Source organism: Providencia sp. (genome assembly GCF_040396775.1).
GTDB lineage: Bacteria > Pseudomonadota > Gammaproteobacteria > Enterobacterales > Enterobacteriaceae > Providencia.
In genome coordinates this window covers 20,407-40,287 of record NZ_JBEBNT010000004.1, presented here as the reverse complement: position 1 = coordinate 40,287, position 19,881 = coordinate 20,407, and the positions used below count along the sequence as shown (strand labels likewise).

20 protein-coding genes are annotated in these 19,881 nt (G+C 42.2%); 8 read left to right on the top strand and 12 right to left on the bottom strand.

From position 1 onward, the window contains the following. Positions 1 to 81 precede the first annotated feature (81 nt). From ABWP91_RS06655 to ABWP91_RS06645, 3 genes are all read left to right on the top strand, one after another. Positions 82 to 375 carry a co-chaperone GroES gene (locus ABWP91_RS06655; protein WP_206083465.1) on the top strand — a complete coding sequence of 98 codons (294 nt, stop codon included), beginning with the start codon at positions 82 to 84 and terminating at the stop codon, positions 373 to 375. A 51-nt stretch (positions 376 to 426) separates the two neighbouring features. Further along, entirely contained in the window at positions 427 to 2,070 is a 1,644-nt protein-coding gene (groL, locus tag ABWP91_RS06650) for a chaperonin GroEL (protein ID WP_353242595.1), read from the top strand. 394 nt (positions 2,071 to 2,464) lie between these two features. After that, a complete protein-coding gene (locus ABWP91_RS06645) occupies positions 2,465 to 2,809 on the top strand; it encodes a DUF4156 domain-containing protein (protein WP_282560536.1) in 345 nt (114 codons plus the stop codon). 47 nt (positions 2,810 to 2,856) lie between these two features. On the opposite strand, the gene epmB is transcribed toward ABWP91_RS06645, so the two are convergent. Next, positions 2,857 to 3,885, bottom strand: coding sequence for an EF-P beta-lysylation protein EpmB (gene epmB / locus ABWP91_RS06640; protein ID WP_353242594.1), 1,029 nt, complete (start codon positions 3,883 to 3,885; stop codon positions 2,857 to 2,859). 43 nt (positions 3,886 to 3,928) lie between these two features. Here epmB and efp point away from each other — a divergent pair, with 43 nt between their 5' ends. After that, on the top strand, positions 3,929 to 4,495 hold the full coding sequence (efp, locus tag ABWP91_RS06635) for an elongation factor P (protein WP_004258667.1): 567 nt from the start codon (positions 3,929 to 3,931) through the stop codon (positions 4,493 to 4,495). Positions 4,496 to 4,573: 78 nt separating this feature from the next. Here efp and ABWP91_RS06630 read toward each other — a convergent pair whose 3' ends face one another. The 3 genes from ABWP91_RS06630 to ABWP91_RS06620 all read right to left on the bottom strand — a co-directional run bounded on the left by ABWP91_RS06630 (position 4,574) and on the right by ABWP91_RS06620 (position 8,364). Beyond that, positions 4,574 to 4,771, bottom strand: coding sequence for a YbdD/YjiX family protein (locus ABWP91_RS06630; protein ID WP_353242593.1), 198 nt, complete (start codon positions 4,769 to 4,771; stop codon positions 4,574 to 4,576). Between the two features lie 248 nt (positions 4,772 to 5,019). Beyond that, positions 5,020 to 7,113 carry a pyruvate/proton symporter CstA gene (gene cstA / locus ABWP91_RS06625; protein ID WP_219244651.1) on the bottom strand — a complete coding sequence of 698 codons (2,094 nt, stop codon included), beginning with the start codon at positions 7,111 to 7,113 and terminating at the stop codon, positions 5,020 to 5,022. A gap of 342 nt (positions 7,114 to 7,455) precedes the next feature. Then, positions 7,456 to 8,364 (bottom strand): EamA family transporter, encoded by a 909-nt coding sequence (locus ABWP91_RS06620; protein WP_353242592.1) that lies wholly within the window; start codon positions 8,362 to 8,364, stop codon positions 7,456 to 7,458. 267 nt (positions 8,365 to 8,631) lie between these two features. Between ABWP91_RS06620 and sugE the strand changes: the two genes are divergently transcribed. Further along, the gene (sugE, locus tag ABWP91_RS06615) at positions 8,632 to 8,946 is read left to right on the top strand and encodes a quaternary ammonium compound efflux SMR transporter SugE (protein ID WP_353242591.1); all 315 of its coding nucleotides are present in this window, start codon (positions 8,632 to 8,634) and stop codon (positions 8,944 to 8,946) included. 82 nt (positions 8,947 to 9,028) lie between these two features. On the opposite strand, the gene ABWP91_RS06610 is transcribed toward sugE, so the two are convergent. Beyond that, positions 9,029 to 9,250 (bottom strand): helix-turn-helix domain-containing protein, encoded by a 222-nt coding sequence (locus tag ABWP91_RS06610; RefSeq protein WP_219244648.1) that lies wholly within the window; start codon positions 9,248 to 9,250, stop codon positions 9,029 to 9,031. A gap of 188 nt (positions 9,251 to 9,438) precedes the next feature. On the opposite strand from ABWP91_RS06610, the gene ABWP91_RS06605 reads away from it, so the two are divergent. After that, positions 9,439 to 10,215, top strand: coding sequence for a hypothetical protein (locus ABWP91_RS06605; protein WP_353242590.1), 777 nt, complete (start codon positions 9,439 to 9,441; stop codon positions 10,213 to 10,215). Between the two features lie 57 nt (positions 10,216 to 10,272). Further along, the gene (locus tag ABWP91_RS06600) at positions 10,273 to 11,457 is read left to right on the top strand and encodes an MFS transporter (RefSeq protein ID WP_353242589.1); all 1,185 of its coding nucleotides are present in this window, start codon (positions 10,273 to 10,275) and stop codon (positions 11,455 to 11,457) included. Positions 11,458 to 11,532: 75 nt separating this feature from the next. Here the strand turns inward: ABWP91_RS06600 and ABWP91_RS06595 are convergent, their stop codons facing one another. The 5 genes from ABWP91_RS06595 to tet all read right to left on the bottom strand — a co-directional run bounded on the left by ABWP91_RS06595 (position 11,533) and on the right by tet (position 18,046). Beyond that, on the bottom strand, positions 11,533 to 12,636 hold the full coding sequence (locus tag ABWP91_RS06595; protein ID WP_353242588.1) for a hypothetical protein: 1,104 nt from the start codon (positions 12,634 to 12,636) through the stop codon (positions 11,533 to 11,535). Between the two features lie 11 nt (positions 12,637 to 12,647). Next, entirely contained in the window at positions 12,648 to 13,781 is a 1,134-nt protein-coding gene (locus tag ABWP91_RS06590; protein ID WP_353242587.1) for an ABC transporter substrate-binding protein, read from the bottom strand. Positions 13,782 to 13,800: 19 nt separating this feature from the next. After that, entirely contained in the window at positions 13,801 to 15,942 is a 2,142-nt protein-coding gene (locus ABWP91_RS06585) for a TonB-dependent siderophore receptor (RefSeq protein ID WP_353242586.1), read from the bottom strand. A 240-nt stretch (positions 15,943 to 16,182) separates the two neighbouring features. Then, positions 16,183 to 16,764 (bottom strand): TetR/AcrR family transcriptional regulator, encoded by a 582-nt coding sequence (locus tag ABWP91_RS06580; RefSeq protein WP_206083478.1) that lies wholly within the window; start codon positions 16,762 to 16,764, stop codon positions 16,183 to 16,185. A 79-nt stretch (positions 16,765 to 16,843) separates the two neighbouring features. Continuing rightward, complete coding sequence (gene tet, locus ABWP91_RS06575) at positions 16,844 to 18,046, bottom strand: Tet(A)/Tet(B)/Tet(C) family tetracycline efflux MFS transporter (protein WP_353242585.1); 1,203 nt, start codon at positions 18,044 to 18,046, stop codon at positions 16,844 to 16,846. Between the two features lie 80 nt (positions 18,047 to 18,126). Here tet and tetR point away from each other — a divergent pair, with 80 nt between their 5' ends. Next, positions 18,127 to 18,726, top strand: a complete 600-nt coding sequence (tetR, locus tag ABWP91_RS06570; protein WP_353242584.1) for a tetracycline resistance transcriptional repressor TetR — start codon at positions 18,127 to 18,129, stop codon at positions 18,724 to 18,726. A gap of 50 nt (positions 18,727 to 18,776) precedes the next feature. Here the strand turns inward: tetR and ABWP91_RS06565 are convergent, their stop codons facing one another. Then, positions 18,777 to 19,175, bottom strand: coding sequence for a hypothetical protein (locus ABWP91_RS06565; protein ID WP_353242583.1), 399 nt, complete (start codon positions 19,173 to 19,175; stop codon positions 18,777 to 18,779). Between the two features lie 343 nt (positions 19,176 to 19,518). Then, positions 19,519 to 19,872, bottom strand: a complete 354-nt coding sequence (frdD, locus tag ABWP91_RS06560; protein WP_206083482.1) for a fumarate reductase subunit FrdD — start codon at positions 19,870 to 19,872, stop codon at positions 19,519 to 19,521. Positions 19,873 to 19,881 lie beyond the last annotated feature (9 nt).

Sequence of the window (19,881 nt, the reverse complement as noted above, 5' to 3'; positions counted from 1 at the left end):
CAAACATGGTACTAGTTTATTTAAGACATGCTGGTATCGTCCTTTTACCTAGTGTGGACTTTATTTATAGGAGAACTATTAATGAAAATTCGTCCATTGCATGACCGTGTTATCGTTAAACGTAAAGAAGTAGAATCTAAATCTGCGGGTGGCATTGTCCTGACCGGTACTGCGGCAGGCAAATCAACGCGTGGTGAAGTTCTGGCAGTAGGCCAAGGCCGCATCCTCGAAAATGGCGAAATTAAAGCGCTGGATGTGAAAGTTGGCGATATCGTTATTTTTAACGACGGTTATGGCGTGAAAGCTGAAAAAATCGACAATGAAGAAGTCCTGATCATGTCCGAAAGTGACATCCTGGCAATTGTTGAAGCGTAATTTTCACTTAAAACTTCTCAACGAACGAAAAGAATTTGAAGGAAAGAGATAATGGCAGCTAAAGACGTTAAATTTGGTAGTGATGCACGTACGAAAATGCTTCGTGGTGTGAATGTTCTGGCAGACGCAGTTAAAGTAACCTTAGGTCCTAAAGGCCGTAATGTTGTTTTAGACAAATCATTTGGCTCCCCAGTTATCACTAAAGACGGTGTTTCTGTTGCACGTGAAATCGAATTAGAAGATAGATTCGAAAACATGGGTGCGCAGATGGTCAAAGAAGTTGCCTCTAAAGCAAACGATGCTGCAGGTGACGGTACAACAACTGCGACAGTTTTAGCACAAGCTATCATCACTGAAGGCTTAAAAGCGGTTGCTGCGGGTATGAACCCAATGGACCTGAAACGTGGTATTGATAAAGCGGTTGTTGCTGCGGTTGAAGAGCTGAAAGCACTGTCTGTTCCATGTTCAGACACCAAAGCGATTGCACAGGTTGGTACTATTTCTGCGAACTCTGACGAAACCGTTGGTCGTTTAATTGCAGAAGCAATGGATAAAGTCGGCAAAGAAGGCGTTATCACCGTTGAAGAAGGTACAGGTCTGGAAGATGAGCTGGATGTGGTTGAAGGTATGCAGTTTGACCGCGGTTACCTTTCTCCTTATTTCATCAACAAACCAGAAACTGGTGCAGTTGAGTTAGAAAACCCATTCATCCTGTTAGTTGACAAAAAAGTTTCTAACATCCGTGAATTACTGCCAGTATTAGAAGGCGTTGCGAAAGCAAGCAAACCACTGCTGATCATCGCTGAAGATGTTGAAGGTGAAGCGCTGGCCACATTAGTGGTTAACACCATGCGTGGTATCGTCAAAGTAGCAGCGGTTAAAGCGCCAGGCTTCGGTGACCGTCGTAAAGCAATGTTGCAAGATATCGCAACACTGACTAACGGTACTGTTATCTCTGAAGAGATCGGTATGGAGTTAGAAAAAGCAACATTAGAAGACTTAGGTCAAGCTAAACGTATCGTGATCAACAAAGACACCACGACTATCATTGATGGTATCGGTGAAGAAGAGGCGATCGCAGGTCGTGTTGCTCAAATCCGTCAACAAATCGAAGAATCTTCTTCAGATTACGACCGTGAAAAACTGCAAGAGCGCGTAGCGAAATTAGCTGGCGGTGTTGCGGTAATTAAAGTCGGTGCAGCAACTGAAGTTGAAATGAAAGAAAAACGCGCTCGCGTTGACGATGCTCTGCACGCAACTCGCGCAGCGGTTGAAGAAGGTGTTGTTGCTGGTGGTGGTACTGCACTGGTTCGCGTTGCAGCGAAACTGGAAGGTTTGAAAGGCGACAATGAAGACCAAACTGTCGGTATCCGTGTTGCTCTGCGCGCGATGGAATCTCCAATGCGCCAAATTGTGACTAACGCAGGAGAAGAAGCGTCTGTGGTTGTTAATCAAGTTAAAGCAGGCAAAGGTAACGAAGGTTACAACGCAGCAACTGACACTTATGGCGATATGATCGACATGGGTATCCTGGACCCAACTAAAGTAACACGTTCTGCTCTGCAATTTGCAGCGTCTATCGCTGGCCTGATGATCACCACTGAAGCGATGATCACTGACCTGCCAAAATCAGATGCACCTGACTTAGGTGGCGCTGGAATGGGCGGCATGGGTGGAATGGGCGGTATGATGTAAGCCATTTGGCAAACATCACGCTCTAATCACGATAATTCGTGATATAGCCTGAATAAGACCGGTACGGTGAGTTTATCTCGTCGTGCCGGTTTTTTTATTGTAAATAATGAATACTTAGAATGAATGTCTATTTGATGCGATATACGATTTATTTTTGCGTCAACGTTGCTTAGCGGGTTATATTTAACGTAAGGTAAGTGGTTTGAATTAGCAAAGAATAGGGCAGGTTCTTGATTAATTTGTGGTAGACTCTATTCGGCTGGTGATGTGCGGCAATTGTGGCGCAGTATGCGGATCACCTCCTAGCGATTTATGATAGATTGCTATCAATACCGTATTAGGCTAATAATTTTTCAAACCAGCTGCAAAAACACAATGAAAAATGAGGGAAAACATGCGAATTAAAGTCTTGCTTGGTGCTGCTGCATTACTGCTTTTAGCGGGTTGTTCAACGTCAACTAACTTGACTGCGGCAGGCTCACAAGTTCGTTTTGTTGAGAATCAACCTGGAAGTGATTGCCAACTTCTCGGTCAAGTTGCAGGGACACAAAGCAACTGGTTGAGTGGCGTAAATAATGAATCCAGCTCCATGCGTAGCGCAGCGAATGATTTGCGTAATAGAGCGGCTGAAATGGGCGGAAACGTGATTTTTGGCGCGACGAGCCCAAGTGAAACCGTGTTATCTAGCTTTATCCCGCTAGACAGCAAAATGGTTGGCCAAGTCTATAAATGCCCCTAAAATGAATTAGCGACGCCCAAATAATGGTTATTTGGGCGTTTTGCTGATTAGCTCTGCTTTAAATTAAGATCGAGCAGTGTTTTGCTTGGCTCTCCACCAATTTCCCGTGCAAGTTTAGGCACGAGATATCCTGATACCTTACTCAATAATTGTTGTATCAATTGGCGCGCTTCGATATCGCTGACCAAAAAATGAGCAGCACCTTGCACTTTATCCAATACATGCAAGTAGTAAGGCAGAATTCCTGCGTCAAATAAGGCATTACTCAAATTCATCAGCGCCGTCACGTTATCATTCACTTGGCGTAGTAAAACGCTTTGATTTAATAGCGTCACACCCGCTTTTTTGAGCTTCTGCATTGACCTTGTAAATGCCTCGTCAATTTCATTAGCGTGGTTGATATGCGTGACCATAACCACTTGTAAGCGTGAGCGTGCTAGTCTTTCGCATAATGCATCCGTGATCCGCTCAGGGATAACAACAGGCAAACGCGTATGAATTCTTAAACGGTTGATATGGGGAATATCCTCCAATTGGCTGATCAACCAATCGAGTTCATGGTCTTTTGCCATTAACGGATCACCACCAGAGAAGATGATTTCATTGAGTTCGGTGTGGTTTTTTATATAATCCACAGCCATCAACCAGTTATTTTTATTTCCTTTGTTATCTTCATAAGGAAAATGCCGGCGAAAACAGTAGCGACAGTTCACTGCACAGCCACCTTTAACGAGCAGTAATGCGCGGTTGTGGTATTTATGCAGTAAGCTTGGGATCTCATTATCCTGCTCTTCCAGCGGGTCGGTAGAAAAACCAGGATGTACATCAAACTCGGCTTTTGCAGTTAATACCTGCAATAACAGCGGGTCTAGTGGATCGCCTTTTTTCATTCGTGAGATAAATGGCATAGGGACACGCAATGGAAATAATTGACGTGCCTCGCGGCCTTCTTGCGAAGCAAGATGATTTTCCAAGTTAAGTATTTGCAGCAATTCATCTGGATTAGTGATTGCTTCAGCAAGTTGTTGTATCCAGACTTCTCTGGATGAGGTATTTTGAGTTACAATATCGACCATTTTTTGGCTATGCCATTTTTAGTTTATAAATTAGAGGATCACCATGGCTACTTATAGTACCAATGAATTCCGCTCAGGTCTTAAAATCATGTTAGATGGCGAGCCTTGTGTCGTTTTAGAAAGCGAATTCGTAAAACCGGGTAAAGGTCAAGCGTTCGCACGTGTGCGCATCCGTAAACTGATTTCTAACAAACTGTTGGAAAAAACCTTTAAATCTACTGATTCTGTTGAAGGTGCAGATGTCATGGATATGAACTTAACTTACCTGTACAACGACGGTGAGTTCTGGCATTTCATGAACAACGAAACTTTCGAACAATTAGCAGCGGATGAAAAAACCGTTGGCGATAACGCAAAATGGTTAGTTGACCAAGCAGAATGTATTTTAACACTGTGGGACGGTCGTCCTATCGCGGTAACGCCACCTAACTTTGTTGAGTTAGAAATTACCGATACTGATCCAGGCCTGAAAGGTGATACCGCAGGTACAGGCGGAAAACCTGCAACACTGAGCACTGGCGCAGTTGTTAAGGTTCCTCTGTTTGTTCAGATCGGTGAAGTTATCCGTGTTGATACTCGTTCAGGCGAATACGTTTCACGCGTAAAATAATGGCGTATCCTATACGGGATCGTTAAAAATAAAAAGCCGTGGTCGAGTGCCACGGCTTTTTTTGCATTTTTTTCAGGCCTAACAGCACTTAAACCCACCTTTTCCACCATAACGTGCATCTTGGCGTTCTTTAAAAAACTCCTCGTAAGTCATCGGAGTTTGATCAGGGTGAGTCCGCTGCATATGGGCGACGTAGTTGTCATAGTCTGGAACGCCGACCATCATTTTTGCCGCTTGGCCGAGGTATTTTGCAGCCTTTCCTAAGTTTCCAAACATAAATCCTCGTCATATTTTGTGTTGTAGCGGTGTTGGCTTCACTTGTTAACCCTAGTCACATACTGTTATGTATGCTCCTAGTTTCTCCTTCATACTTCACGCTGTTGCTGCGTTGGCTTCATTCGCTAACCCTAGTCACATACTGGAGTATGCTCCTAGGGATTATCTTCTTTGCCGCCTTGCTCCAACGTGAATTATTTTGGAGAAAGAGTATATGTCCTAAACAGTGACAAGCTTTTCTGCAAAAATCAATGATGGCGCGTATTGGCCACGATTTCTTCGTAGTTGGCTGGCATTGGCTCGTATGGCACTTCATTCGCGGTTGGTTCGCTTGATTTTAACGCTTTAAGCGCGGTGCGGATGGAGAACAGAGCCAGTAAAACCACAACAATCATAAAGAAAATCGTTAAGCCAGCATCTAAACGGTTATTGAAAATCAACTGTGTGAGCTGAGATTCCGTATATTGTGCTGGAATATTGCCGCTATCAATCATCGCTTGGAATTTATTCGCCACAGCTAAGAAACCAACACGGGCATCTTCACTGAAGGTCTTTTCCCAGCCAGCGGTCATGGTACAAATCAATAACCAAGCCGTTGGGACAAGAGCAACCCATGCATATTTTTGGCGCTTCATTTTGAACAGTACCACAGCACACAGCATTAATGCCATACCTGCCAGCATTTGGTTTGCGATACCAAACAGTGGCCACAAGGTATTAATACCGCCGAGCGGGTCAACAACGCCTTGGTGAAGGAAATATCCCCACGCGAGCACACACAGCGCAGTTGCAATTAAGTTTGCGGGTAAGGAATCGGTCCGTTTTAGCGATGGGGAAACGACACCCAGTAAGTCTTGCAGCATAAAGCGTGCTGCACGGGTTCCTGCATCAACGGCGGTTAAGATAAACAGGGCTTCAAATAAAATCGCAAAGTGATACCAGAAAGCGACATTCATCAGCCCACCAAGCGCCCCATGCAGAATATAGGCCATCCCAACGGCAAGCGTTGGCGCACCACCGGCACGGGAGATAATACTGGTTTCACCTACTTCGCTGGCAATGGTATTGAGCTGCTCAGGGGTGATTTGGAAGCCCCAACTGCTCACCACTTGCGCGGCAGATGCAACTACATCTTCAGTGCCTGCTGGTGCTAACATCGCCATTGGGCTATTCATGGCGAAATAGACACCTGGGTCAATCACACACGCTGCGACTAACGCCATGATGGCAACAAATGACTCCATTAACATGCCACCGTAACCGATGAAACAAGCTTGATTTTCATTGGCTAACATTTTCGGCGTTGTGCCGGAAGAGATCAGTGCGTGAAAGCCTGAAACCGCCCCACAGGCAATCGTAATAAATAAGAATGGGAACAAATCACCCGCCCACACAGGGCCTGTACCATCAATATATTTCGTTAGTGATGGCATTTGCAGGTTCGGGTTTAAAATTAAAATACCAATTGCGAGGCCAATAATGGTTCCGATTTTTAAGAATGTCGAAAGGTAGTCACGAGGTGCAAGCAGCAACCAAACGGGTAAAACGGCAGCTACAAAGCCATATCCGACTAACATCCACGTTAATTGCACTCCCGTATAGTCAAAGTACGGTGCCCATGTTTCACTTTCAGCAACCCATCCACCTGAAATAATGGCGAAAACAAGGAACACGAGCCCGATAATAGACACTTCACCAATGCGACCTGGGCGAATATAACGGGTATAAATTCCCATAAAAATCGCCAAGGGGATAGTAAAGGCGACCGTGTAGGTTCCCCATGGACTGTGAGTTAAGGCTTTTACTACGATCATCGCGAGTACTGCTAAGATGATCACCATGATCATAAAGCAGGCAATTAGCGCCAGCACACCAGCAGTATTGCCCATTTCTTCTTTGACTAACTCGCCAAGCGAGCGACCATCACGGCGCGTAGAAACAAACAGCACCATAAAGTCTTGAACGGCACCTGCTAATACTACCCCAGCAAGTAACCACAGCATACCCGGCAGGTAACCCATTTGCGCAGCAAGCACGGGGCCAACTAAAGGACCTGCGCCTGCAATCGCTGCGAAATGGTGGCCAAATAACACTTTTTTATCCGTTGGTACGTAATCCAATCCATCATTATGGCGAATTGCGGGAGTCATGCGCGTTTCGTCAACTTGCAGGACTTTTTTCGCGATAAACAGCCCATAATAGCGGTATGCAATCAAGTAAATACACACGGCTGCGACGACAATCCACAGCGCATTGATCTGCTCGCCACGATACAAGGCGATGTAGCCGAGTGAAAAAGCACCGAGCAGAGCGAGCGCAATCCAAATAAATTGTTTACCCATAGCCATCCCCATCTGTTCAATGAATGATATTAGTTATTTATTTAAGTAAAACTGAGGAAGATATAGCCATAGTTAAGTTAAAGAAAAAGTAGCTAAAACGAGACACCTAATTGAAATTTGAGATAAATTCGAGAATTGCAGTGAATATCACTAATCTAAGATTATTTATTGGATTTTATTTGGTTTTGGACTAGCGAATAGCTGATCGGTTAGCGGGTTATCTGGATTATGGTTTTTAATTAGTATTATATGCTGGAGAGAGAAAAGAAAGTCAGCGGGTGAAAATACGTGAGGGCATTGATTACCGAAAGTGAAAAACCTTCGGTAATCAAATGCATTATCTTAGGCGTGTCTTAAACGTTGGATGATTTTTTTGCCAAAAAGCGTCGTAATAAGACCAAACATGATCAAAATTAAACCAGCGACTTGTATGCCATTAATGTGCTCACCGAGGAATAATGCGCTGCTGCTTAAACCGAACACGGGCACCAATAATGAAAACGGTGCAACCCGCCATGCTTCATAGCGCCCAAGCAGTACGCCCCACAAGCCATAGCCGACAAACGTGGACAAATACGCCAAATACAAAATCACACCGAATACAGACCAATTAAAGCCAGATAGCCCGTCGACAATGGCATCTTCACCTTCAAGGATCCATGAACTAATTAGGAATGGAATAATGGGGATCAATGCGCTCCAGCTCACGAGTGACAAAGCACTGCATTTTTCTGTCCCTTCGTGTTGCATGATAATTCTGTTGGTAATGTTTCCACAAGCCCATGATAAACCAGCAATTAATGTGAAGGCTAAGCCGAGCATTGGGATATCATCTAATCCACCTGCTGTTGCACCATTGGCTAACACGGTCAGCCCTGCGATAGCGATAAACATGCCAATAAAGTGTGTTGGTTGTAGCGTTTCTTTTAAAATCATGGCCCCAAGCAATAAGGTGAAAAAAGCTTGAGATTGCAAAATAACGGAGGTGATCCCCGCTGGCATACCAACGCGGATAGCGCAGAATAAAAAGGCAAATTGGCCAAAGCTGATGGTCAAGCCGTACAACAATAATAATTTGAACGGAATTTTAGGCCGCTTGAAAATAAAAATGGCAGGGAAGGCAACAAAAACAAAGCGTAATGCCCCAAGGAGTAATGGGGGAAGCGCGGTTACACCCAGTTTGATAATCACGAAGTTAACGCCCCAAATGATTACCACACAGAGGGCAAGTAATATGTCTTTGAAACTCATGCTATTTTCTCGATGAATAGGGCCGATAAGATTTCCTACTTTACCTTTGCTAGACGCTAAGTGCGATGACAATGATGCTTATTGGCGAAAAACAGAATAAATAGGTTAAAGAAGATCGTTAATTTACGCTTATTTGTTATTTTTCGTTGCTTGAGTCTGTGCTGGCGAATGTTTATAATGAGAGACACATCACACGTATTCAGGACGACCTGAATCACGTCATTTAATTATGGGGACGACCCCGAGTTATTCATGGGAGCAACGACCATGGCATGGATCGTCCTTTTATTCGCAGGTTTACTCGAAGTGGTTTGGGCTGTAGGGTTAAAATATACCCATGGCTTTACACGCTTAACACCCAGTATTATTACGATTATCGCGATTATAGCCAGTATGGGTTTATTAGCCTATGCAATGCGCGATTTACCTGTCGGAACGGCTTACGCAATTTGGACGGGGATTGGTGCAGTGGGTACAGCAATTGTCGGGATTATTTTCCTTGGTGAATCCGCCAATATATTCCGCTTATTAAGCCTTGCCTTGATTATCACTGGGTTAATTGGTCTCAAAGTATCGAGTTAATGATTTAATATAAAAACAGGCGGTGAGGTTATAAGCCAACCGCCTTTACTGTTTTTTGGATACATCGTCAGGCATAAAATACTTAGTCCTTTTGCTCTCGGTCATGATAGCGAGATGGCCAAATTTCAGCTGGCGTGACACCTAAAAATTCAGCAATAATTCTTTCTCCTTTTGGCCAGCGTCTTGAAAGTGCGTTGTTCAATGTGGACGAATTTAAGCCAACAGAACGTGATATTTCGGAAAGAGAAGATCCCTTTTTCTTTATTGCTGCAATGATATCAGCAGGGTGCCAATCTTTTTTCATAATATCTCCAGTTGTTATTGATTAATTAATATCTATTCGCTTTTAGATTAATATTACTGTATTTTTTATTTTCTTTTTTTAATACTATTATTAAATTATACTTTGAATGTTTTTTATTCTGTGATAGTCATATATATCTTTTGATTTTTGTTCTTCATTAACATTTAATTATATTAAAAGGAATTATTATGGATGTTAAGGGCGACCTTTTAGAAAATACGTGTTCGGGTTTAAAAAGTACTTTTGCTAATTATTTTGATTGGAATGATATTGACTTGTCTTTTTCAAAAGTAGATGTTTTAAATAGGCAGGTCTATACTACATCGAGTAATTATGATTGGGTTTTGATGTATTGGGATGCGGATTTGGATAAAGCGATTGGTGAGCGGCTATCGACAGGGATACAGTACTGGAGTAACTACTCAAAAGAATATATGAACACCTTATTAAGAACAGATAAGTGTAAACTAAAAGTGGATTTTTGTGCTAAATATGGAAGTGTATATGAAATTACGTCAATTAATTCTAAACGAAAGTTATCGATAAAAGATATAATGGCAATATATAAATGCCGACCTATTATTTCTGATTATACTCACGGAGTATGGAAACAAAGTGATGAAAATTATTTACCATTAAGAAGTCGTTTAGATATACCAATAGAAGGTAAGAATAGTATTAATGACTTAGAAAGTGAAATTTTAGATATTCATCAGTATATGCGTTTTGGAAATATTCGCTTTACTCGAAAAGAAATTATTACAATAAGACTTTTGCTATCCCATTGTAAAGTAAAAGAAATTAGTTATGCGCAGGGATGTTCAGAGGTGTGTGAACACAAACGAATTCAAAGGATTAAAGAGAAACTTTCTTGCCCTCATGCATCTTCAAGTGGCTTATTTAGTGCATTAAAAGAAAATGGAATTACACTCGCTTGCTTAGAAACTTTAGTCAATTATCCTTAATTTTCAATGCATAAGATAGCTGGCGTATAAAGTCTTAGGGATGATAAGGATAAAAAGATGAAATGGAAATTCAGGTTTGGTGCCGTCGCAGGTAATGCACTTGAATACTATGATATTGCTGTATTTGCTGCAATATCAACTTATTTGAGCGCTGAACTAACAAAGTTAGGTTATGAGCAAGCAACAGAAATGGTTTGGGGGATATTTGCACTACGTTTTTTAATACGGCCCTTAGGCGGATATATTATAGGGCGCTATGCAGATACGGTTGGGAAAAAACCTGCTTTAATATTAACAAGTTTAATTACAGGTATTGCAACATTAATGATGGCTATATTACCTATTGAACTATTAGGTAACTATACACCAGTTGCTATATTAATATTACAACTCGCTTTGTCATTTAGTTTTGCAGGGGAGTATCCATCTTTAATTACCTATTTATTTAAAGATGCACATGTTAGAGAGCAAGCTAGAGTCTCGTCTATTATTGTTGGCAGTTCTTTACTTGGTGTTATAGCTTCTTTAGGTATTGTTTTGGTGTTAAAAAACACACTGAATGAAGATGTGATGCAATCAATAGGTTGGCGAATCCCTTTATTCATTGGAGTCGCAAATATCTTAATGAGTTTTTGGTTTAGGTTTAATCTTCCAAATTATCAAGTGATTTATAAAGATAAACAATCAATTAATTGGAAGAATGTGTTTTGGGTGTTTTTATTCACAATTCCTGGAACTGTTACATTTTATTCTCAAAACCTATCAACATCATTGATAATAGAGCAATTAAAGATTGAAGAAATAAAAAACTATTACGCAATTTTATCGTCAAGTTTACTTTTACTCCTCATGTTAATATGCGGTTGGCTAACGGATAAATACAGTTCAGCTAAGCAGATTTTTAATATTGGCGTCATATTAATGGTTTTCTGTTCTGCACCGCTTTATCTCATATTGCAAACGAATAACTTATTACTCGTACTAATAGCTCAACTAATAATGTCTGTTTATTCAGCAATGATATTGTGTAATTTATCAGCAGTTCTCATCAGTAAGTCAAATGGGCAGGCGGCAATTTTAGGCATTGGTTATAACGGTGCTTCGGCTTCTCTTGGGGGGATCACGCCTTTAATTGTCAGTTACCTCAGCCAATATCACCTAGCTTACGTTGGGGCATTTATCGCTGTTTGCGGGTTATCGTATTTTATTGCCTATTTATTACCAAAGCACGCTCATACTTAGCTTTTTCTCCATTCATCCCTTCGTTCAATGAGTTGAATGAGGGGATGAGCATTATTTTTTAGAATAACAAGACCACTACAAAACCCATGCTGTTCGAGCGCCGACGGTGGTGCTTTTATGTAATTGAGTATGGCTAAGGCAAAATGCATCAATGCCTGCGCTATGTTGTGAATACCACGCACCACCACGCATTAAGGCACGTTCACCATAGTTACGCAGATAGATTTGATCATCTGATTGTTTAATTTTGTAAGGGGCGAGGCCTAATACCTTCAATAAAGACGGAATTTGTTCACCTTCGGTCGTTCCAACCAATCGAAACGGGCTATCTAACAGGCCCTGTGGGTAGCCTGAATCCGTTGGGTCACCATTAAAATGATGGATCTGTGTCGAGATTATCGGCGTGCCAGCATTGCCATCAAGTTTGGCTATTGGTGAATCATATTTTGCACTTGATGGGCTATTAGGGGGGATTAACTCACCACTGCTCATATCAATAGCTCGCCAATCTAACAATGCGTCATCAACATTAATTGCGGCATCATTGTTTTTTATGATTTGAATTTCTCCCGCGACTAGGCGTGCACCTGTTTGCCACTCCCAAAGGTTACCAACCAAATCGCTTACCCCTGAAAGTTGGTGATTATGGTGCCAGCTTTCCCATTGTGCATTGGTTGGGGTTGTCGGGGTGCCTTGCAAATCTCCTGTAGCTTGCCCGTCAATTCGTGGAATAAATTCATCATGGCTAAAGTAATTACGGCCGTAATCCGTATTACCTTGAACAAGGTAATTATATTGATTGGTTAAGGCTGAGATGGCACTCCACTCTGCGTTAGTACTGATATGGCAGCCTTTACCTGATTGCTGCGCTAATGATTGAAATTGCGCTAAATTTAGGTTGCATGCAGGTGGTTGATTGGGCTGGCTAACTAATTCACCATCTCGCAAACTTGCGCTGTAACAGGCGTAGAAAAAGGCATCAATAGGGTGCTCATTAATAATAAAAGCAGGATGGATACCTGTGCCTAGAGAGGAGCTAATTTCTTGTAAATCAAATTGAGGTACGATAAAGACATAGTTAGGCTGCCCTTTAGGGCTATAAATAATGGTTCGTTGCCCATGGCTTTGTTTTTCAACTTGGGTTCGTAGTGGATCAGGGGAATAAATTGTGGTCATCATAAACCTCTGTTTTAAAGGGAAACCCAGTAGCCTTCTTGCCACTTGATGGGTAAGAATTGTTCAATAAAATCTTTGAAAACCGCATTAACATCCAGATCAGGGAATAAGCGAGGGTGCAACCAAGTCGCAAATTTTAGCGTGGCGATAAAGCCAAATGGGCTGTCGTAAAAAGTGTGCCAAATAGCATGGACATGCTGCTGTTTGACTGCATGCAATGTTTTAAAGGCATTACGTTGCATTAAAATTTTAAGCCTTTGTTTCGCAATCAGTAAATCCGCTCCAGGGCCTAATCCTACCCAATTGCCTTTCGGGTTATAGCCACTCCAATCGGTGCCGGTGACAATCACCATTTGAGCTTGGGTGTGAATAATCGTCTCTTGGTTTAGAACACCATATGTTCCATGAATGTATTGGTTAGCAATATTCTCTCCACCCGCAAACGAGAGAAACTGACCAAAATTTCCGTTTCCGTAGGCTAAGCAACACTCTTCAGTAAAACCTGCAGCACGCTCAAGGAGTACTTTTGGTTTTATAGGATTTACATTAACGAGGCGAGTTTTTATATTATCTAGTTGCGTTTTAATAAATCGATTGATGCGATGAGCCCTTTCTTGTAAACCAAAGATTTCCCCCATAATCGCAATACTTTTCGGCGTATTGGTGAGTGGATTAACACTCATATCAAGGGCAATCACAGGGACATTAGCGCGCAGTAAAAGCGTGAGAAACCCATTGGCTTGTAGACCCGAAAATGTGCTCGTTGTCGTAAAAATAATGTCAGGTTTGAGCTCTAAAATTGTTTCCAAATTAGCCTGAGCACCGCCAATTGCGGGGAGGTGGGGTAACTGTTCAATCTTAGGAAACGTCGCACAGTATTGTTGGTAGCTGCGTAAATCAGCAGTACGAAAGTTACTGGGAACAGCGACAAGTTTTTCTACAAAATCGGGCATTCCCAATGTGGCAAAGAGAAAAACCAGTGATGGGTCAGCCAAATAAACTCTCTGTGCATTTTCTGGGTAAGCAATAGAGCGCCCAAGAATATCTGTCACCTCGGGCATTGCGGCTGCGACAACAGGGCAAGGAATTGCACTTAACGTCGCCATCGCTAATCCAGCTTTGATCAAACGTCTTTTAGCGCTTTCCATAATTGGCTTACCTATTGAATTAAAAGTAGTAATTAAGTGTGGCAAGTAACGTTCTATTCGTGCCAATACTGCAATAGGTGGAACTGGTACAGCTGGCAACATAGGATTTATTGGTCACATTACTGACCGTTAAGCCCAGTTCCATCCCCGTGAGTTCAGGGACTAATGCATCCATTTGGTACCTTGCGCTGATATCGCCAAGCCAGACTGCTGGTACTTTAAATGTGTTGGTGTTGTCACCCCATGTTTCACCTAGATAACGCACGCCAACGCCGACTAAAGCGCCTTCTAGGTAAGGGGAGTGAAAACGGTAGTCAACCCATGCGGAGCCGCTGTGTTTAGGGACTTGAACAGGGTGTTTATTTAAGACTGAAAGGTCTTGGCTTTCGGTGATTTTATTGTCAGTAAAGGCATAATTCACCATGACATTTACTGAAGGTGTTAACGCCATACGGCTTTCAAAATCCACCCCGCGGGAGCGAATTTTCCCAGTTTGATTATAGTAATCTGGGTTTAGTGGGTTATGGGTGGTGACATTTTTTTGTTCTAATTCATACGCGGCCACGCTTGCCATGAGGTTACCCGATTGGTATTTAAGCCCCACTTCGGCTTGTTTTGATTCAGTTGGGATAAAGGATTTTCCATCCGCATCCGTCCCTAAAACGGGGTCAAAGCTATCGGAAAAACTGATCCATGGCGAAAAGCCATTTTCAAAAGCATAGGTCAGCCCAACACGTTGGCTCCAAGCGGAAGTGTCATTTTTTTGCGTTGTGTGAGATAGGTTATTATCCGTATCTAAATAAGACCAATCATAGCGCCCACTGAGGATCAAATCCCATTGCTGCCAACTAAGTTGGTCTTGTAGATACACCCCATAGCGATCAAAATGTTGGGTCGTTGATGTGCGGGAAACGGGGTAAGGTTTAAACTCAGGGTGATGAGGTTTCACCCATGGATCGAAACTGACGGTTTGCGAGCCCCACCAGTCTTTATCCAGTTTTCCGGTTTGATAATCAAACCCAGTGAGTAACTCGTGGCGAATATCGCCTGTTTTAACTTTATAAACCAGTTGGTTATCAGCCACAAAGGTTTTTGATTTGCTTGGTGAATCTTGGTAAACCGCAGTGAGTAGCCGATCTCCCGCTAAGAAGCCGCGCGTGAAGTCTCGTTTAATGTGGGTATCTACATCAGAGTAGCGCATATTTTGTTTCAGTGTGACGGACGAGCTGACTTGGTAGTCAACTAATGAGGTCACTGACCACTGTGTACGTGTGGATTTTTCATGTTTGGGGTCACTGTAGTTTTGAGTGAAATCCAGCTTTCCATTTGGGTTCGGTAGCAAGCCAATTGCTTGAGCGGGCAAGGTATTATAGTGGCCAATGTGTGGGTCATGTTGATATTGGCTTAATACTGTCCAATTGAGTTTTTCATTGGGTTGCCATGTGATAGAAGGGGCCAGCAAGTAGCGAGATTGCTTCGAGGAATTCACTTGTGAATCCGTTGACAGCGCTAATCCATTCATTCGATATAGCAATGTTTCATCGTCATTCATGGCGCCAGTGGTATCAAATTTGACGGCATTGTTATCAAAATTGCCTTTTTGGAACTGAATTTGATGTGATTCATTGGCACTTGGGCGGCGTGATTGCATATTGATAACCCCCCCAGCCCCTCCTTGACCATACAGTGCAGATGACGGCCCATGAACGGCTTCAATACTATTGAGTGTCCATGAATCGACTTGCGGTCCCCAGATCCCACTGTTGCCGATAACCCGTAATCCATCCAAGTAGTAATCAGCATCGAAACCACGAATTTTTGAAAAATCGATACCGCCACCAAAGGCGCCAAATTTCTCACTGGTTACACCTGCGCTGTAGCGTAAGGCTTGGCTGATTGATTCAGAAGGCAGAGTATCCATTTGCTCGCGTTTAATCACCGAAACAAATTGCGGCGTTTCCAATAAGGTGGCTGAGCTTTTTGTGGCAGTAGATTGAGTTTTACTGGCATAGCCAATAGGTTCTTGGCCTTGGCTTTCTGCGGCGGTGACGAGCAAAATGTCTGTTTTAGGCTTTGCATTTGCGGTATTTGGGCAAATCAATGCTGAGACCAATAAACTTAGCGTGGAAAGCGAGTAGGTTCGATGAGAGAAATTATGCATGCAATTTTAGCCAATAAAGTAAAAGTGAAATTTTATGTCACTAGCATAGACCAACGACTGACCATCAGTCAATATGATTGATAATCATTTGCATTTAATGTTGGGGGGGATAATTCGTAGGGTGAGTGAGAAATTATTTATCGTATTGATATTAAAAGTAAATATGACAGCGCTCGAAATATTTTTTTTGTGAGATTAAAACAACGCGAGCTCGTCTGGGCGATTCACTCGCTGTATTTTTTATTTAATCAGTTGGCTAAATCGCTTATACAAAATTTCGCCTAAATTTTGTTGAGTATATTCATGGCTATTGGCGAGGTTGTCCACGGCGGCATGCATAGAGTGGTAAATCATGGTGGCAAGAAGGTCTGGAGGAAGGGCTGACCACTCTTGGTTTTTTTCGCCAAGGGTTAAAATTGCTTTGATTTGCAGGACTGCGCGCGTTTCATGGTCATTACTGCGACCGTGATATTCATCATGAAACAGCATGTCATGAACCTGTTGTTTTTCAACGTAATATTTGACACTGTTTTCGCACCAAGACTGGAGTTTATGCGCCGCACTTTTTTGCAGGGCGAGCGCGTCATCAATATTTCCTAAATACCAATCCATATAGCGAGTGCGTAAGGCTTCCATGATGTCATTTTTTGACTGGAAGTAGTGGTAAAACGTCCCTTTCGCCACATCCGCAGAGCGCACAATTTCACTGACAGTTGTGTTGACAAACCCTTTAGACAGAAAGAGCTCTTCCGCTGCATTCATCAGGTCATCAAGCCGTTCTTCTGCAGGTTTTGTTCTTGGCTTCTTAGGTGGTTGTGTCATTGGGTTTGTCTCTTAATGTCTTGTTCTAAAAAACAGTAGGAATAATGCATCATAGCATTGAAAGGCGATGTGTTAAAAGTTAGTCCATTGAAAGTATGGCCTTCTTGGTTCTATAGGTTACTTTTTGCTGAAAAAGTAAATAAGCGATGATCAAAAATAAATACATTAACGCCCCAATTAACCACACCCAGCCATCCCAAAACGATAATGTTTGGCCATAAATAAAGCTAAACAACAGTGGGCCAACAACGCCTGTGGCATTGGTTAAACTGACAAGAATACCTTGCAGTTTACCTTGGTTTTCTTGGCTCACTTGCGTAGACATTAGCCCTTGAAGTGCAGGAAGGGCGATGCTGCCCCCGGCTAGCAGAATTAGCGTTGGGTAAATCATCCAGCCTTGTGTGAGCAGTGATAAAATCAAAAATGCGCAGCCATCTACCATGAAGCCCAGTAAAATCGTTGTTTTTTCGCTAAATTTCTTCGCTACTGCCCCCGCGACGAAAGCTTGAAATAACGCATGCATCACACCAAGTCCCGCCAACGATAACCCAACTTCCATGCTGCCCCATTGAAAGCGATTTTCGGTAAATAATACCCAAGTTGTCGCGGGGATCTGGCCTATCAATTGCGCCATAAAAAAGACAAATATTAACAATATGATTGGCTTCATAACTTGTATAAATGAGTTGGATATTGTCGGAGTACTATAGGCATTTTCTTGTTCTCTTTGAGCTTTTCTATCCTTGAAGATCAAAAAGGTTCCGATAAAAGCTCCAGCATTTAAAATGGCGGCAATGATAAACGGCAAATGGGGGGAGTACTCACCTGCAAATCCACCAATCGTGGGTCCTGCGATAAGACCAACACCAAAAGCAGCACCTAGCCGCCCAAACCACTTCGTGCGCTCATGAGATTCGGTATTATCCGCAATTACGGAGGCTGCGACTGCGCCTGTTGCGCCAGTTAACCCTGAAATTAACCGTCCTAAATACAGCATCCACAATGTGCTAGAAAGTGCGAGCAAGGTGTAATCAACAGCGGCACCTGCGAGAGAGAGCAATAATATCGGGCGACGCCCCAGTTTATCTGATAATTTCCCTAATATAGGGGCGAAAAAAACCTGCATGATGGCGTATAGCGCCAGTAGGATACCGTAATGATTGGCTAAATTCTCAGCAGACACATATTCCCGCAATAATGCAGGCAATACAGGCATGATCAACCCAATTCCCATAGCATCAAGGGCGGTAATAGCTAGAGCTGTAATGGCGAATTTATTCATTTTTTATTTCTCTATCAGTGATAGAGTTGGAATATATCCCTATCAGTGATAGAGTGTCAATAAAAAATAAGGTGAGATTTATGGCACGATTAAATAAAGAGACCATTATTACAGCCGCTTTAGACTTGTTGAACGAAGTCGGTATGGAAGGGGTAACAACGCGAAAGCTAGCTCAAAAGCTAGGCGTAGAACAACCTACACTGTATTGGCATGTGAAAAATAAGCGGGCTTTATTGGATGAGTTATCTGTTGAAATGCTAAGACAAAACCATGACCACTCGTTGCCGAAAGAGGGTGAAACATGGCAGGCATTTTTACGAAATAATGCGTTAAGCTTTCGTCGAGCGCTATTGAGCTACCGTGATGGTGCGAAAGTACACTTAGGGACCCGGCCTAGCGAGGAACAATATTCCACGGTAGAAACGCAGCTGCAATTTATGGTGGATAACGGTTTTTCATTAAAAAAGGGTTTATATGCGATCAGTGCAGTAGGGCACTTTACATTGGGAAGTGTGCTTGAACAGCAAGAACATAGTGCTGCCCTGAGTGAACGCGAAACGGCAGACGAGAATGCAATGCCTCCGTTATTAAAATCAGTGCTTCAAATCATGGATAATGATGATGGAACCGAGGCTTTTTTATTTGGTTTAGACGCGTTAATTCAAGGGCTTAAATCTTAAATTTAAGGTATGGCAAATATGCACAGAGCCATACCTTAAACAATAGAAAACTATTTAGAGCATTGCTTATCTATTTGGCGTTTTCTATCGACCGCTTTTTGTGCCGTTTGCATCGCCAATTGTTGGTCTGCTTGCATTCTTTTTGCGAATGCTTGAGGGTTATTCCCCACTAACTCATAGAACAATTTATACTCAAGCGGTGCAACACACTTGCATTTTTTTTCAACCGCTGCTCGTTGCTTTGCCCGTTTTTTATCTACTGAAGATTGTGCTTCCCCTGCCATGGGCAAATAACTGTAGGTATTTGTGCTAACACATTCATTATAGAAATCTTTTTCGGTTGGTAGTTCATTCGCGCTTTCATTTCCTGTGGAAAATGAATTGGCATGGGCGGGTAATATTATGACTCCAGAAAGAAACAGCGAAATAAACAATCCTTTAAATTTCATTTTATTTTCTCTTACCATGAGTGATATAAAAATAGAGAGGGGTAGTCTCTTACTTGTTTAAGTAAATGTGATTAATTTAACTTATTGATTTAATTTAGATAAATTAATTTTTTATTATCTTTCATTTATCATAACAAGACGGTTTTTTATAACAACTAAGGTTAGTCTGAATATTCTGGATTTAAGATAAACGCCATTTTAGAACAGATAATATCTATTTTTGCGTAGTTTAAGGATTATTTTCTATTAAATTTTTATGATTAAAATTTAATTTCCTAGCCATAAAAAAATACCCCATCGTTTTTACGTATGGGGTATTGATTTGTTTTAGATTATTGCGTGATTACAAGGTAAATACACCAATCAGGGCAATCACACTAATAATTGCCGAGCCGCCATAGAAAACCCATTTTGTCGCTGGGACATGAATTTTAAAATCGTGCAGTGTGTGGTGGATACGGTGCATACCACACCAAACTGGCAGGATAATCATCAGTAATAAGAAAACACGGCCGATAAAGCTTTGGCTAAAGGCCATAATGCGCTCGTAGCTCAGCATTTCTGGTGCAACACCCAGTGGAATTAAAATTCCTAACAGAATGATGATTGCAGGGCCAATCACGGCGCTCCACATACCACCTGCACCAAATAATCCCCAGAAAATCGGCTCATCGGAACGTTTAGGCGTTAGATTCATCAGATTCTC

Bases quoted from the DNA above. Each gene is read 5' to 3' on its own strand.
- tetR (WP_353242584.1), top strand. From the start codon at position 18,127: ATGGCACGATTAAATAAAGAGACCATTATTACAGCCGCTTTAGACTTG.
- epmB (WP_353242594.1), bottom strand. From the start codon at position 3,885: ATGGTCGATATTGTAACTCAAAATACCTCATCCAGAGAAGTCTGGATA.
- ABWP91_RS06655 (WP_206083465.1), top strand. From the start codon at position 82: ATGAAAATTCGTCCATTGCATGACCGTGTTATCGTTAAACGTAAAGAA.
- ABWP91_RS06630 (WP_353242593.1), bottom strand. From the start codon at position 4,771: ATGTTTGGAAACTTAGGAAAGGCTGCAAAATACCTCGGCCAAGCGGCA.
- tet (WP_353242585.1), bottom strand. From the start codon at position 18,046: ATGAATAAATTCGCCATTACAGCTCTAGCTATTACCGCCCTTGATGCT.
- sugE (WP_353242591.1), top strand. From the start codon at position 8,632: ATGGCATGGATCGTCCTTTTATTCGCAGGTTTACTCGAAGTGGTTTGG.
- ABWP91_RS06580 (WP_206083478.1), bottom strand. From the start codon at position 16,764: ATGACACAACCACCTAAGAAGCCAAGAACAAAACCTGCAGAAGAACGG.
- ABWP91_RS06645 (WP_282560536.1), top strand. From the start codon at position 2,465: ATGCGAATTAAAGTCTTGCTTGGTGCTGCTGCATTACTGCTTTTAGCG.
- groL (WP_353242595.1), top strand. From the start codon at position 427: ATGGCAGCTAAAGACGTTAAATTTGGTAGTGATGCACGTACGAAAATG.
- frdD (WP_206083482.1), bottom strand. From the start codon at position 19,872: ATGAATCTAACGCCTAAACGTTCCGATGAGCCGATTTTCTGGGGATTA.
- efp (WP_004258667.1), top strand. From the start codon at position 3,929: ATGGCTACTTATAGTACCAATGAATTCCGCTCAGGTCTTAAAATCATG.
- ABWP91_RS06605 (WP_353242590.1), top strand. From the start codon at position 9,439: ATGGATGTTAAGGGCGACCTTTTAGAAAATACGTGTTCGGGTTTAAAA.
- cstA (WP_219244651.1), bottom strand. From the start codon at position 7,113: ATGGGTAAACAATTTATTTGGATTGCGCTCGCTCTGCTCGGTGCTTTT.
- ABWP91_RS06585 (WP_353242586.1), bottom strand. From the start codon at position 15,942: ATGCATAATTTCTCTCATCGAACCTACTCGCTTTCCACGCTAAGTTTA.
- ABWP91_RS06600 (WP_353242589.1), top strand. From the start codon at position 10,273: ATGAAATGGAAATTCAGGTTTGGTGCCGTCGCAGGTAATGCACTTGAA.
- ABWP91_RS06610 (WP_219244648.1), bottom strand. From the start codon at position 9,250: ATGAAAAAAGATTGGCACCCTGCTGATATCATTGCAGCAATAAAGAAA.
- ABWP91_RS06595 (WP_353242588.1), bottom strand. From the start codon at position 12,636: ATGATGACCACAATTTATTCCCCTGATCCACTACGAACCCAAGTTGAA.
- ABWP91_RS06590 (WP_353242587.1), bottom strand. From the start codon at position 13,781: ATGGAAAGCGCTAAAAGACGTTTGATCAAAGCTGGATTAGCGATGGCG.
- ABWP91_RS06620 (WP_353242592.1), bottom strand. From the start codon at position 8,364: ATGAGTTTCAAAGACATATTACTTGCCCTCTGTGTGGTAATCATTTGG.
- ABWP91_RS06565 (WP_353242583.1), bottom strand. From the start codon at position 19,175: ATGAAATTTAAAGGATTGTTTATTTCGCTGTTTCTTTCTGGAGTCATA.